We start from the raw sequence: 13607 nt of genomic DNA on the forward strand, positions 1-13607 counted from the left end.
GCCGATCAGACGGCCACAGAGCTGGGGTTGGCGGCTCGGCCCCGGCTTCGGGCGCGGAGCAGCCGGGTGGTGAGCACGCCGTGTGCCAGTCCGAGGACGCCCCACAAGGCCGCGAGCTGCCCGAGCGAGGTGAGGCGGAACTCCCAGATGAGCGCTGCCGGGACCTCGTGCGGGATCTCGCTGTCCACCCGTGGGAACAAGGTGATCAGTGCGACCGCGCCGGCGACGCCGAGCAGGCAACCGACGACCCAGCGTGCCTCTGGGCTGACGCCGCGCTCGGCCAGCGAACGGCTGAGTGCGAACACCGCGATCGTGAGCAGGACCGCGAGCAGGATGACCAGGAGGTAGCCGGCCGTGCGCTGGTTGACCGTGTCCGGGTCCCCCACCGCAGGCGGGTTGGCAGGCAGTATCAGCGCCGGCGCGAGGGCGAACGCCGTGAAGCCGAGTACGCCGAGCGCGACCGAGCGGCCGACCTCTGTCGACCCTGGCAGGCGGTGTCGCACCCGGGTGTAGACCACGGCGAAGGCGAGCCCGAGCAGCGCTGCGACGATGATGACGGTGACTGCGCCACCGATCTGCTGTTGCAGCCGGGTCACCAGTTCGCCGTGATCAACTGCCTCCGCGGCCGCCTCGTGCGAGTGGCTGTGCCCACCCGACGTGCCCTCCTCGATGGCGATCGCTGCGTCGATGCGAGGTTCCACCGCCAGCAGGAGGACCGCTGCGGCCGAGAGGCCAGCAGTCGCGCCAGCGGTCAGGCCGATGAGCATGCGGGTGCCCCAGCCCGCCTTCGCCGCGGACATCAGTGGCAGGGCACGCCGAGTGCGTGCCGTCCGTCGTGGGTGACCTCGTGAAGCCAGGTGGCGGCGTCAGCAGAGAGGATGGCGCCGTTCTCCTGGACCAGGAAGTACACGGCGAAGAGGGCGATCGCGGCGACCGCCCAGGCCCAGAGGGGGACGCTGGCGGACTGTGCCGGAGCGAGCGATGTGGTCGAGTTGCTCATGGGACTCTCCTTCGGTGGATGCTCAGTTGCGAGCAGGGTCGATGGCGATCGGCTCGAGGTGAGCCTCGTGGTGGTTGCGGTTGGCGGGGGTGGCCAGAACCTCTTGGGTGCGCTCCTCGACCGTCGAGGACTCGATGACCCCGGCCTCGCCGAGGACCGTCTCGAGGGCGGTGACCCAGTGCTCGTAGTAGGACCATGACGGGTCCGTGAGGCCCGGGTTCTGGGTCTCCCACTCCTTGATCGAGTCGATGAGTGCTCCCTGGAAGGCGGGCCACCGGTATTCGCCGGCCTTGTGAGCCGCGACGGCCAGTGCGAACGCCCGGATCTCCCACGGCTGCTCGAAGGACAGCTCACCGGGGCGGCCACCAGGAAGACCGCAGACCAGTTGCTCGACGACCCGGCGGCGCGCTTCGACGGGGAGTGTGTGGAGGTCGGTCATGGTGGCAGTCATGATGCGACCTTCACCGGGCCGACGCCGATCATGGAGTCGCGGGTGACGAGCTCGGCGAGCTGGTCCTCGGACCAGCCGTCGGTCCCGGCGGGACGTTGGGGCAGGACCCAGTAGCGCATCTCCGAGCTCGAGTCCCAGATCTGGATCTCGGTGGAGTCGGGGACGACGTACCCGAACTCGTCGGCGAGCACCTTGCGCGGCTCGCGCACGATCCGGGCGCGGTAGGCGGGTTCCTTGTACCAGTTCGGCGGGAGACCGAGCACCGGCCATGGGTAGCAGGAGCAGAGGGTGCACACGATGGCGTGGTGGACGTCGTCGGAGTCCTCCAAGACGACCATGTCCTCGCCCTGAAGGCCGCTGATGCCGAGGTCCTTGCAGGCCTCGGTGGCGTTCTCGAGGAGGCGGGCCTTGAAGTCGGGGTCGCTCCACGCCTTGGCGACGACCTTGGCGCCGAGCTGAGGGCCGACCTCGTTCTCGTAGATCTCGACCATCCGGTCGACCATCGAGGTCGTGATGACGCCCTGCTCGATGAGCATCGACTCCAGGGCCTTGACGCGGGCGGAGATCTCCTCCTGGCTGGGGACGAGACTGCTCATGCTGCTGCTCCTTCGGTGGTCGTGACGAGGGTGAGGTAGGGATCCCAGGCGTCGAAGCACACCGTGCCGTTGGCATCGCCATGGACGCCCCACAGTTCGGTGGCGTCGAACTTGATCGTGTAGACGTGCTGGGGGTCCTCGCCGAGGTTGTTGCCGGCGGTGTCGGGGTAGATGAACGAGCCGTGGTGGGCGATGACCGTGCCGACCTTGCCGCGGGTGTAGCCCGCGATCCGGGTGTGGCCGAACGGTACGTCGGTGCTCATTCGGACCGTGTCGCCGACCTTGAAGCGGGGCTCCTTGTCGGTCGGTCGGAGGGCGCTGGCACCTGCGGGTACCACGGCGTTGGCGAAGTCGAGCAGCTCCTGGCTCTGCTCGTGCTCGGGGAGCGGAGCATCCGGGTTTGCCAGGTAGTGCGCAGTACGGCGGTCCAGCTCGGCGATGTCGAGGTTGCCGGTGCGGGCGCCGTGGTACTCGAAGCTGGCGAGCCAGTGCTCGTAGTAGGGCGCCTTGAGGTAGACCGCGGGATCCATGTTCTCGATGCCGTGGCGGAACGCGTCCACGCCGAACCAACCGGCACGGAAGAGTGCGGCGAACATGGTGAAGATCGGCTTCTCCCACTCGGCGCGGAAGACCGGTTCCTCCGCCGGCGGATCGATCGGACCGATCCCATCGGTGCCGCCGAGATCGAACACTCCGTTCATGCGTTGCTCCTTACAGTGGTCGGCAGCGGGAAGCCCCCGACTGCGGTTTCCAGGGCCTGCGCGACGCGCAGGACGGTGGCGTCGTCGAACAACTTGCCGACGATCATCAGACCGACGGGCAGGCCGTCGGCGAGCCCGGCCGGCACCGAGCACGCGGGGTGGCCGGTGACGTCGAACGGACAGGTGTTGGCGACCATCTCCAGTGCGCGGCCGAGGATCTCCTCCACCGCGGCGTCCGGGCCGGGGATCACGCTGGCGCGGATCGGGACGGTCGGAAGGACGAGGACGTCGTACGTCGCCAGTGCGTCGTCATAGGCCTCGCGGAGCGACGCCTCCAGAGCGCGCGCCATCGCATAGTGACGGCCGTACTCCGTGCCGAGGGCGTGCTTGCCCGCGAGCGCGACCAGCTTGACGGTCTCCGAGAATGCGTCGGGGTGCTCGCGCCACTGACGCCCGTAGTGAGCGATCAGCTCGGGGTCGTAGTAGCCCTTCCAGTTCATCCCGTAGCCGTTGCCCTCGACCATCTGGAAGGTGGCACCTTCGACGGAGATCACGTCCCAGATCGCGGCTCCGTGCCGGTGCCAGGGGATCGAGACCTCCTCGGCCACCAGACCGGCACCCTCGAGCGTGGCGATGGCGTCGCGCACCGTGGCATCCACCTCCGGCTCGGAGTTCGCTAGCCCGAAGCCCTCGGCGATGACGCCGATGCGCAGGCCCGTGGCCGGTTCCTGCAGGGCCGCGACGTAGTCGACCGGGGCAATCGTGTCGGGCTGTCGAGGGTCGAGCCCGTCGGGGCCGGCGAGCACGTTCAGGGCGAGCGCCGTGTCGGCGACGGTGCGGGCGATCGGGCCGAGGTGGTCGATGGACTGTTCGATGGGGAAGGCGCCGGTGTAGGGCACGAGTCCGAAGGTCGGCTTGTGTCCGACCGTGCCGCAGAAGGCCGACGGGATGCGGATCGAGCCGCCCTGGTCGCCGCCGATGGCGAAGTCGACCTCGCCGCTGGCTACCAGCGCACCGCTGCCGCTGGAGGAGCCGCCCGCGGAGCGGGTCGTGTCCCACGGGTTTCGGACCGGGCCGGTCTTCGATGTGTGCGAGCCGCCCGAGAAGCAGAGGTCCTCACACACCGCCTTGCCTGCGATCGTGGCGCCTGCCTCGAGGAGCCTGGCGGCCACGGTGGAGTCGGTCGCCGGGACGAAGCCCTCGACGGTCCTCGACCCGTTCATCATCGGGATGCCTGCGACTGCGGTGTTGTCCTTGATCGCCACCCGCCGGCCGGCGAGCGGACCATCGGGAGCGCCGGTGATCTCGGTCGTGACGTACCAGGCGCCGAGCGGGTTCTCCTCCTCGGCTGGGCTACTCCACGCCCGCTCGGGGGACACGGGAGCGACCTCGGTGTAGAGCTCCTCCACGACATTCCAGGACTGCAGCAGGCCGGTCGCGGCACCGAGATAGGTCGAGAGATCGGTGGGGTCGATGGCGAGCCGGTTGGCCGTCGCGAGGGCTTCGAAGCCCTGCGCATCTGGCTGGTCGATCGGCATGGGGTTCCTCCAAAGGGGTGATGCGTCGGGTGGCTGGGAACTCACCCGGTTGTCCGGAGACTGTGGCCCTGAACACAACGATATGTCAATGGTTGTCGACATATTGGGACGAAAAGTCACGTCGACGAAATGCGCAGGCGCCGGGAAGGCGCAGGTGTGGCTCGCTCAGGCGTCGGCCGGAACCTCGGCGTCGCGCAGCATCCCCGTGGCCGGGTGGCAGTTGATGTACTCGAAGAGCTGCTGCCGCCCGTCCGAGACCGACACCTCGTGGTAGAGCCGGAGCTTGTCGAGGCGGGTGGCGACCTTGAAGAACGTGGTGAAGATCCGCAGGTGGGTGGGGTGGGACTCCGCCCATCGCTCGAGCCGGTCCAATGAGGCCCAGTGGCCGATGTTGTAGCTCTCGTCGAGCAGGTTCCCGTCCAGGTCGATGCTCTGCACGAAGCGGTTGCTGTAGCAGCCGACCTCGGGGCCGTTGTCGCGCAAGAAGTCCATGCCCGCCTGCAGCGTCGGCAGGATCTCGTCGAGATAGAGCGCCCGCTCCTCCGCGCCCGCCTCGATCCAGTCCTGGCCCGAGCGGATGAGGGCGATGTTGTCGTGGCCCTGTACCACCACGCGGCCGCCGGTTTCGGGGTCGCCGGAGACGACCGTCAGTGAACCGCGGCCCTGCATCCAGTCGGTCTGGGAGAGGGGGAAGCGTTCCCGCATCGAACCCCAGTAGCCGTGCTCGTTGATCTCGCCGCTGATCCCGTCCATGACCGCGCCGACGCCGGGCAACTGGTCCTGGAAGGCGTACAGCGTCTCGAACTGGTCCACCCGCGGTGCCACCACCTCACGGAAGTAGCCGAGCCCCTCGGCGAGGCGCTCCTCCGAGCTCCACCAGCCGGCGATCCTGTCGGAGAGCAGCCAGCGGCAGTACGCGGCGGGGTCGTTCCAATAGCCGACGACCATCAGGTTGTGGTGCCCCTGGTTGTCGACGTGGTACGTGAGATCGTGGTGCGAGGCGCCGTCGGGGCCCTCCAGGCTGTCGACGAGACTGCGGAGTGCTGCGAGGGCGGATGGGCGCTGTTCCTCGTCGCGGTACTGCACACCCAGGTAGGCCATCACGACCTGCTCCACGGTGGCGTCGGCACGCCCGACCCACATCGGGAACGGTGGCTCGTAGCTGTCGGGGACGCGGCGGGACAGGGACCTCGGACAGGTCAGGTGCTGGTCGATCGCGGACTCCATGGCTTCCTCCTGGCGGTGTCGGGTGGGTCGTCGTGACCCCGTGACCGACACTAGGAAGACAGGCGTATGTCAGCGTAGGACGCGGCTATCCAGCCGTTGACGATGGCTGCACATTCGACCCCGGCAACGCCCCTGACGTCCGGCGTAGCTCCCCGGGCGGCAGGTCGAAGCGCGCCTTGAAGAGCCGACTGAAGTGTGATGGATCGACGAGCCCGCACCGATGGCCGACGGCGGCGACCGGCTCGCCCGGGTTGCGACCGCCCGCCAGCTCTTCGTACGCGGCCTGAAGTCGCCGCTCACGCAGGTAGCCGGCCACCGTCCAGCCGTCATCGGCGAAGAGCCGGTGAAGGTAGCTCACCGAGATACTGCAGGCAGCTGCGATGTCGGCAGGGGATAGGTCGGGGTCGCCGAGGTGGCGCTCGATGAAGGATCGGGCAAGCTGGCGATGGACAGCACCCGAAGGGGTCGGGGCCGCCTCGGCAGGGAGGAGGGCAGCGAGAAACCCGACCAGCGTGTGCTGGAGCGCGAGCTGTCTTTCGGCCGCGTCGCTGATGGCGTGCCGAGCGAGCGCGCGGACCAAGTCGCGAGCGACAGCAGACAACCCGTCGTCGCCGCTGATGGCGCGGGCCGTGCCGGAACGCACGCTCAGCTCGGACACCGGTAGAAGGCGCTTGGGGAGAAGTGCGATCGTGTAGTCGAGGGCGTTCGGGGTGATGAATCGGAACGGTCGCGAGCTGTCGTAGAAGAGCAGGTCGCCCGGATGCAGTGTCGCGGTGCGTCCGTCCTGGTCAACCTGGGTCACGCCACGGTTGAGAACCATGAAGTGCAGAACCTCGGGGTCGCTGCGGCGGATGTCGGCGGGGCGTCGTTCGAATTCGTGTCCGACGGCGCGGATGCGTCGGACGTGCGTCTGCGCCAATGTGGATCCGGCGATCCGCCCGCCGATGTCATCGCCGGCAGGCTGCACCCGCAGGGGGACGAAGGTGTCGCATACGTTCTCGCGCCAGTAGTCGGCACGCTCGGCCGCGGCGACCTGCTGTGTGTCGATCGCGACGAGCTCTTGCGATGGCATGGAAACTCTCCTCCCAGTGTGGGTGCTGGTATATGACCGTTAACCGTGCGCCTCTCCGGTGCCGCTGTCAACGCCCCCTCCGTACTCCAGCGGGAGATTTCACGGTGCCGAAACGTGCGGCGCTTGCCGTGCGTACTCGGACGCTCGGCAGCCGAACCGCCGTCGAAAGACCCTGTTGAGGTGGGACAGGTCGCTGAACCCCCACTTGGCTGCCAGGTCGGTGAGGGTCAATCCGCCTGGATTCGCGAGGAGGTCTTCGGCACACTGCTCGGCGCGCAGCGTCATCACGGTCTGGCCGAATGTGGCTGGCCTGTCCTCGTACAGGAGGTGAAGCTTGCGGACCGAGATCCCGAAGTGCTGGGCGACCGCGGTCGGAGTGACCTCGCCGTACTGGAGGTGCCTGGCCACGAAATGCTCGATGTTCTCCCGAAGCACCGTGCCGCCGACCGGGTCGGCGGCGAACTCGGTCGCCGGTGAGTTTCGGAGGAGCGCGGTCGCGAGCGAGACGACGGCGAGGCCTGCGCCATTGGCCTGGTCGTCGTCGAGTGTCGTTCCTGCGCGCCACGCGGCGCGCATGGTGTCAGCAAGGACCGAGGCAAGCCCGCGGCTCGTGGCATGGCGAACGGCGGTATCGGCTTCGGCTACGCCATCAGGAATGAGCTCGAGCGGTATCCGGAACGAGATCGCGCGCCAGTCATCGAGGTAGTCAAGGCGGAATGGTCGGGTGGCGTCGACGATCGAGAAGGTGCCGGGACCCGACAGGCACATGGAGCCGCCCTGCGTGACCACCGATCGGCCACGAAGCATCAGATTGACGAAGGCGACTCCCTCCTCCAACCGGTCGACCTCCGCCTTGCCATGGTGGATCGTCTGGTCGCAGGTCCCGATCTCGGCGCCGTTCACCGCTCCGAACGCGTGCGTCTCCACCCAGCCGGACAGTCCCTCGCGATCCCAAGAGTCGCGGGCGCCGCGAGCCGTCGGTCGAAGCGGGGTGAACGCCTCGCATACGACTTCGCGCCAGTAGCTGTACTGCTCGGCTTGCGGACGAGTATTCGTCTGCCAACGCATCGAACGCCACCTCCCGCAGTTGATTGAGCCAATCAACGCATGCCCCATCTACGACGGTGTTACTCCGGACGGCGTCTCGTTGTCAACGGCCCCTCACGGACTCACGCTGCCAGATCGATGCACCGTGGTTCCGGTTGATGTGCACTCTGGTCCGCGGCAGCGCGCTTCGAAGTGGCAGAACGTTTTCCTATCTGCCGACACCGAACGAAGGAGCACCATGTCGATCGACTTCACCTTGTCCGAGGAGCAGCTCGGCCTGCGTTCCCAGGCCCGCGAGTTCGCCGAGGGTGTGCTCGCGGGCGTTGATTCCGTCATCGCACCGATCAGTACGCCGTTGGAACGCTTCCGCGCGCTCAAGCCGTTCTATCAGCAGATGGTCGACGCGGGGTTCATCAAGGGCCTCATTCCCGCCGAGCACGGCGGTCAGCGCTTCACCAATCTCCAGTTCGCGCTGGCGGTCGAGGAGCTGGCCCGCGTGGAGATCAACACTCCCACCGCCGTGCTCGGGACCGGTCTGGGCGTCTACCCGATCGTCGTCGCCGGTACGCCGGAGCAGAAGGAACGCTTCTTCCGGCCCTTCCTGGACGGCAGCCCGGCCCTGGGGGCGATCGCATTCACGGAGGCTGCCGGTGGTGCCAACTTCGATCACCCGGACCCCGACTTCGGCGTGCAGACCTTCGCCGTCCAGGACGGGGACGAATGGGTGATCAACGGTCGCAAGGCGTACACCACGAATGCCTCCGGCTGGGACGACGACGGCGCGGACCTCATCAGCGTGGTGTGCCGCATCGACAAGACGAAGGGTCCGGCTGAGTCGCTGGCCATCATCGTCGTCGAGAAGGGCACTCCCGGCGTGGAGATCACCGGAATGATCGACACCTTCGGCCACCCCGCGACGAACTCGCCGATCGTGGAGTTCAAGGACGTCCGGGTGCCGTTGTCGAACCTGATCGGGCAGCCCGGTGACGGCCTCAACCTGACCAAGGCTGCCTTCTCGTGGACCTGTTCGAGCATCGGCGCGGCCGCAGTCGGCAAGATGCGCGCGGCCTTCGAGATCGCCTACGACTTCGTCAAGACGGAGAAGCGATCCGGGCCGGTTCCGATCCTGGAGTACCAGAACGCGGGCTACATGCTCGCCGACATCAAGACGCGCATCGAGGCTGGGCGCTACTTCGCCTGGAAGGCAGCCGATCACTTCGACAAGACAGGAGGGGCGGACCGCGAGCTCTCCAACATGGTCAAGATCTACAACTCCGAACTCTCTGTCCAGACGGTCTACGACGCCATGCGACTGGTCGGCGTCGACTCCTACGGCGACCGGACGCCACTCGGCCGGATCATGCAGGACGTGCTCTGCTTCCCCGTCTACGACGGCGGGAACATGGGTGTTCGACGCCGCCACCTCCACGAGATGTTGCTGAACCCGACCTACGACCCGTTGGCCGTGGCCGAGAACCGCAACTCGGTCACCGTGTAGCGGGCATCGGTTCAACGGTGCGATGTCCAGGGCAGGATAATCTCCCTGGACATCGCAACCAGACCCTGACAAGGCCGTGAGGCGTACGTGACGATCGTGAAGGTCTCAACCAGGCACCGAGCCACCCGACGGGATGACCTTGCCGGGGTTGAGGATGCCGTGCGGATCGAGTGCGGCTTTCACCGCGCGGTGGAGATCCAGTACCTCCGCGGGCAGTTCCTTGGTGAGCCCGTCCATCTTGAGTAGGCCGATACCGTGCTCTCCGGTGACCGTGCCGCCCAGCGCGATCGCTTCCTCGATGATTTCCTGAAAGGCCCGCTGCGCACGTCTTCTGGCCTTGTCGTCGCCACGCTGCGTGATCAGAAGGGGATGTAGGTTGCCGTCTCCGGCGTGGGCGATGTTGGCGATCAGGGTCTCGTGCTTCTTTCCGATCGCCTCGATCCGGGCGAGCATCTCAGGAACCGCCGCCTTGGGCACGCAGACGTCCTCGGTGAGCACGGGCCCCAGACGCTCAAGGGCTGGATACGCCAGGCGCCGCGCTTCGAACAGAGCGTCCGCCTCGGTCTGGTCGGTCGAGCGAGCCGCCCAGGTGGCCCCTGCTCGCTCGAAGCAGTCGCGGATCGCGTCCGCCTCCTCCTCGCCTGCCGTGCCAGGCAGGTCGCATCGGGCCAACAGGATGACGTCGGCGTCGACAGCCAGGTCCATCTTCTTCCACTGGTCGACGGCCTCGAGGCAGTGCCGGTCGATGAGCTCCAGGGCGGACGGGACGATGCCGGCCGCGCCCACGGCCGTGACAGCACGTCCGGCGTCCACGATGGACGAGAAGTAGCCGGCGACGGTGTGCTCAAGCGGCCGCTGAGGGCGCAGCCTGAGCGTGACCTCGGTGATGACACCCAGTGTTCCCTCGGAGCCGACGAGCAGTCTGGCGAGGTCGTACCCCGCGACGCCCTTGGCCGTACGCCGGCCGAGTCGGACCAGTTCGCCGGTTCCGGTGACGACCTGCAGTCCGAGCACGTAGTCCGCAGTGACGCCGTACTTCACGCAACAGAGGCCACCCGCGTTCGTCGCGACGTTGCCGCCGATCGTCGACCATGGTGCTGAGGCGGGGTCGGGTGGGTACCAGAGACCGTGCTCGGCACACGCGTTCCGAAGGTGATCGTTGACGACGCCCGGCTGCACCACGGCCAGCCGCTCTACTGGGTCGATCTCGGTGATTGCCGTCATCGCCTCGGTCGACAGGACCACACACCCGTCGACAGCGTTCGCTCCGCCGGACAGACCGGTGCCCGCCCCGCGGGGCACTACGGGCACGTTGTACTCGATGCACGCGCGCACGACCTCTTGGACCTCCTCGGCGGTGCGCGGCCTGATGAGGACGAGCGGTGTCCCGTGAGGCGCCCACTCGGCCTCGTCGTGGGCATAGCTCGCCGTGACCGCGGGATCGAGCTGAACGCGATCAGCTGGGATCCGCTCCTGTAGGTGTTCGATCAGCATCTGAAGCCTCCGTATCGCGTCGCTACTCAACCGAAGCGACGGGGTGTTGTCAGCACATTCGGCAGTCGGGCATTCATCCCAGGACCGTGCCCGTGGTGTTGGTCCGGGTGCGCCGCCGGGAGTACGCGGCGAGGTCGATCTCGACGCCGGTGCGGGGGGTGAGGAAGGTGACCGGGTTCGTGTCGTGGTCCGAACCAGCCTCGACCTCGCTGATCAGAGCGGCCATGAGCTGGCCGACGACCGGGGCGTTCTTGAACTGGTTGCCGCTGGTGCCGATGGCGACGTAGAAGCCGGGTAGGTCGGTGCGGTCGTAGATCGGTGACCAGTCGTCGGCGACGTCGTAGACGCCGACCACACCACTCGGTCGGTTGGGGACGGACAGCTCAGGCAGGCGGCGCGCGGCACGGAGGACCTGGGGCTCGAACACCGCCATCGTGGGATGAATTGAGACCCCGTCGACAGCGTCAGGCTCGAGCCATTCGAGGTCGTCGCACTCGGGCTCGGTTCCGCCGACCAGAAGCCCGCTCCCGACTTCTCCTCGGAAGTAGGTCCCGAGATCCAGGTCGGCGATGATCGGGCCGGGGCCGCCGTCGAGCCGGAAGTCGTCCGGGGCCGCGACATGCGCCACCTCCTGCCGCATCGGGCGCACCCCGACTGTGAAGTCCGAACCCACCCCGGCGATCTTGTTCAGGGCGCCCGACCACGGTCCGGCCGCGTTCACGACGACGTCGCAGCCGATCCGCGAACCGTCGGACAACACTACTGCGCTGACCCTTCCCCGCTGCTTCTCGATCGCTGTGACCTGGCTGCGGAACCGCATCGCGGCTCCATGGGCCTGGGCGGCGGCCGCCAGGTTCGCCGCGGCCAGTGCGGGGTCGGATACATAACCGGCGTCGGGGGTGAAGACCCCTCCGAGGTCGCCTGTCGCGTCGCTCCAGAAGTCCTGATCGTCGACACGCTTCGGTGGCCAGTATCGGCCCGTGTCCAGCCCCGACACGCGCCGCGCGAGGTCCGCGCTGTCCCACTCCTCGTACGGCACTCCGTAGGTGTCGAACAGCGGGAGCCACATCTCTCGCGGCGCGGCATCGACGTCGAGCATGACCAGGCCCGTGGTCACGAAACGGGGCAGCTCGCCGACGTCGACACCCAGGTGAGCGGCCCAGTCCCTCCAGCCGAAGTGCGCTTCCCACGCCAGGGCAACCCCGGCGGCGGAGGTGAAGTTGAACCGAACCACAGCGCTAGAGGCCGCAGTCGATCCCTGGCCGGGGCCGGATGCCTTGTCCACCACCGTCACGCTATGGCCACCCCGCGCCAGCTCCAGCGCGATCGACGAGCCGATCACCCCTGCGCCGACGACCACGACATCCGCACCGACTCCCATGCTGAGACCTTCTTCCAGTGATGCCCTGACTGTGATGCAGGGCTGGCACCGCCCATCGTCAGCCCCAAGCCACAGACAACGCAGTGCTCAGTTGTCGCCGACCCGCCGGCGCGCGGACGACAGGCGTCGACGTGGGCTCGTGAGACGGTTGTCCATACGGCGTCGCGGGCGACAGGCGATGGCCACCTCGATCGACATTTGTAGCGACGTACGGTCCAGAACGCGACGAATGTATGTTGTGTCCCTCCCTCGCCCCGGTGAGAATGTCGGGATACAACCGCGTGGCGACCGTGGCGCGGTCGGCGAGGAGATCTGCCGGCGGAGGGGACGTGTTGTGCCTGAGGACGAGCTGCAGGCCATCGTGGACGAGCTCGCCGAGCGGCTCCAGCGCTCGGCGGCGATCGATGGCCCCGACATCCGGCTGCTGGCCGCGAGCCGACACTTCGGCGACGAGGATCGGCTGCGTATCGACTCGGTACTCAACCGGTCGGTCCCGCCTGATGTCGTCGAGCTGATCCGCACCCACGGCGTATCGCAGTGGACCAAACCGGGCATCCTCGACCTGGGCGTCATCCCGGACACGACGCCGAGGCTATGCGCACCCGTGCGGTGTCACGGACAGCTCCTGGGTTACCTGTGGCTGCTCGACCGCGACGGCGGGCTCAGTGACCAGGAAGTGGCGGCCGCCGGCGAGGCCGCCGAGCGGGCCGGTGCCGTGCTGTACCGACGCCTATTGGTGCGGCAGCGCTCCCGGGCCCGCCATGAAGCGATCTTGCGAGACTTGGTCTCACCCGACACGATGATCCGGTCCCAGGCCATCGACGACATGCGCGCCGAGGGCCTGTTCCCAGACGGCCCCATGCACTTCACCGTGCTGGCTGTGCAATGCCGGTCTGACGACGACACCCACGCGGAGCGGGAAGTCGAGTTGGAGGCCGCCGTCGAGGAAGGCGCCGGCGCAGTCACCGACGACGTCGTCCTGATCGCGACCAATCGGTCGCGGGCCTGGCTCCTCCTCGCTCAACGGCGACCCCCAACTCGGTACCTGGTCGACACCGTCGCCGATCGGATCACCACCCGATTCAAGGGCCTCACGCAGAGCACTTCGAAACCGGTCTTCGGTCTGGGGCCTACCGTGGACCGGCTCGACCAGGTAGCCGACTCCTACCGCAAGGCAGTGCGAGCCGCACGCACAGCGCTCCTCGTGCCCGGGGTAGGCAACCCCGCGCGATGGGGCGAACTCGGACCATACGAACTTCTGATCACCCTCGCGCCCGACGACCTGGCTGAAGCCTCCCGAACGCCAGACCTGGTTGCACTCGAGAACGCCGACGCCCATGGTGACCTCATCGACACGCTCACGACCTTCTTCGACCTCGGGGGAAGCGCGAGGCAGGCCGCCGAAGCCCTGTGTATCCACCGCGCGACGCTCTACCAACGCCTCAGGCGGATCGAACAGGTCACCGGCCGTAGCCTCCGAAACGGCGACGACCGACTCGCCCTCCATCTCGGCCTCAAACTGCGCTCTCTCGCCATTGCCTTCCGCGTCAACCCGCACACCAACTGATCGCCCCGAGCTTGGGCGGGTGCCATCGATCTGCG

13 protein-coding genes are annotated in these 13607 nt (G+C 67.6%); 2 read left to right on the forward strand and 11 right to left on the reverse strand.

Features of this window, described 5'->3' with window-relative positions; all coding sequences use genetic code 11:
- Nucleotides 1–5: 5 nt before the first annotated feature.
- The 9 genes from ACFX43_RS11880 to ACFX43_RS11920 form a co-directional block, all read right to left on the reverse strand.
- The gene (locus ACFX43_RS11880) at nt 6–800 is read right to left on the reverse strand and encodes a CbtA family protein (protein WP_378820956.1); all 795 of its coding nucleotides are present in this window, start codon (nt 798–800) and stop codon (nt 6–8) included.
- The gene (locus tag ACFX43_RS11885) at nt 800–1000 is read right to left on the reverse strand and encodes a CbtB-domain containing protein (RefSeq protein WP_355019102.1); all 201 of its coding nucleotides are present in this window, start codon (nt 998–1000) and stop codon (nt 800–802) included. The genes ACFX43_RS11880 and ACFX43_RS11885 overlap by 1 nt, the downstream gene beginning before the upstream one ends.
- A 22-nt stretch (nt 1001–1022) precedes the next feature.
- The gene (locus ACFX43_RS11890; protein WP_378820959.1) at nt 1023–1451 is read right to left on the reverse strand and encodes a nitrile hydratase accessory protein; all 429 of its coding nucleotides are present in this window, start codon (nt 1449–1451) and stop codon (nt 1023–1025) included.
- Nucleotides 1448–2047, reverse strand: a complete 600-nt coding sequence (nthA, locus tag ACFX43_RS11895; RefSeq protein WP_378820961.1) for a nitrile hydratase subunit alpha — start codon at nt 2045–2047, stop codon at nt 1448–1450. Before nthA ends, ACFX43_RS11890 begins: the two co-directional genes overlap by 4 nt.
- Entirely contained in the window at nt 2044–2748 is a 705-nt protein-coding gene (nthB, locus tag ACFX43_RS11900) for a nitrile hydratase subunit beta (protein ID WP_378820963.1), read from the reverse strand. The genes nthA and nthB overlap by 4 nt, the downstream gene beginning before the upstream one ends.
- A complete protein-coding gene (locus ACFX43_RS11905) occupies nt 2745–4286 on the reverse strand; it encodes an amidase (RefSeq protein ID WP_378820964.1) in 1542 nt (513 codons plus the stop codon). The genes nthB and ACFX43_RS11905 overlap by 4 nt, the downstream gene beginning before the upstream one ends.
- Before the next feature lie 165 nt (nt 4287–4451).
- A complete protein-coding gene (locus tag ACFX43_RS11910) occupies nt 4452–5513 on the reverse strand; it encodes a phenylacetaldoxime dehydratase family protein (RefSeq protein ID WP_378820967.1) in 1062 nt (353 codons plus the stop codon).
- A gap of 85 nt (nt 5514–5598) precedes the next feature.
- Nucleotides 5599–6585: a helix-turn-helix domain-containing protein gene (locus tag ACFX43_RS11915; protein ID WP_378820968.1), complete on the reverse strand. Its 987-nt coding sequence runs from the start codon at nt 6583–6585 to the stop codon at nt 5599–5601.
- 99 nt (nt 6586–6684) lie between these two features.
- Nucleotides 6685–7653 carry a helix-turn-helix domain-containing protein gene (locus tag ACFX43_RS11920; RefSeq protein WP_378820971.1) on the reverse strand — a complete coding sequence of 323 codons (969 nt, stop codon included), beginning with the start codon at nt 7651–7653 and terminating at the stop codon, nt 6685–6687.
- A 217-nt stretch (nt 7654–7870) separates the two neighbouring features.
- Between ACFX43_RS11920 and ACFX43_RS11925 the strand changes: the two genes are divergently transcribed.
- The gene (locus tag ACFX43_RS11925) at nt 7871–9130 is read left to right on the forward strand and encodes an acyl-CoA dehydrogenase family protein (protein WP_378820974.1); all 1260 of its coding nucleotides are present in this window, start codon (nt 7871–7873) and stop codon (nt 9128–9130) included.
- Between the two features lie 105 nt (nt 9131–9235).
- On the opposite strand, the gene ACFX43_RS11930 is transcribed toward ACFX43_RS11925, so the two are convergent.
- Both ACFX43_RS11930 and ACFX43_RS11935 read right to left on the reverse strand, forming a co-directional pair.
- Nucleotides 9236–10624, reverse strand: coding sequence for an FAD-binding oxidoreductase (locus ACFX43_RS11930; protein WP_378820976.1), 1389 nt, complete (start codon nt 10622–10624; stop codon nt 9236–9238).
- Nucleotides 10625–10697: 73 nt separating this feature from the next.
- Nucleotides 10698–12005 carry an NAD(P)/FAD-dependent oxidoreductase gene (locus ACFX43_RS11935; protein WP_378820979.1) on the reverse strand — a complete coding sequence of 436 codons (1308 nt, stop codon included), beginning with the start codon at nt 12003–12005 and terminating at the stop codon, nt 10698–10700.
- 334 nt (nt 12006–12339) lie between these two features.
- Here ACFX43_RS11935 and ACFX43_RS11940 point away from each other — a divergent pair, with 334 nt between their 5' ends.
- Nucleotides 12340–13572, forward strand: a complete 1233-nt coding sequence (locus ACFX43_RS11940; RefSeq protein ID WP_378820981.1) for a PucR family transcriptional regulator — start codon at nt 12340–12342, stop codon at nt 13570–13572.
- Nucleotides 13573–13607 lie beyond the last annotated feature (35 nt).

It is taken from the genome of Nocardioides sp. YIM B13467 (genome assembly GCF_042788075.1).
Taxonomy (GTDB): Bacteria; Actinomycetota; Actinomycetes; order Propionibacteriales; family Nocardioidaceae; genus Nocardioides.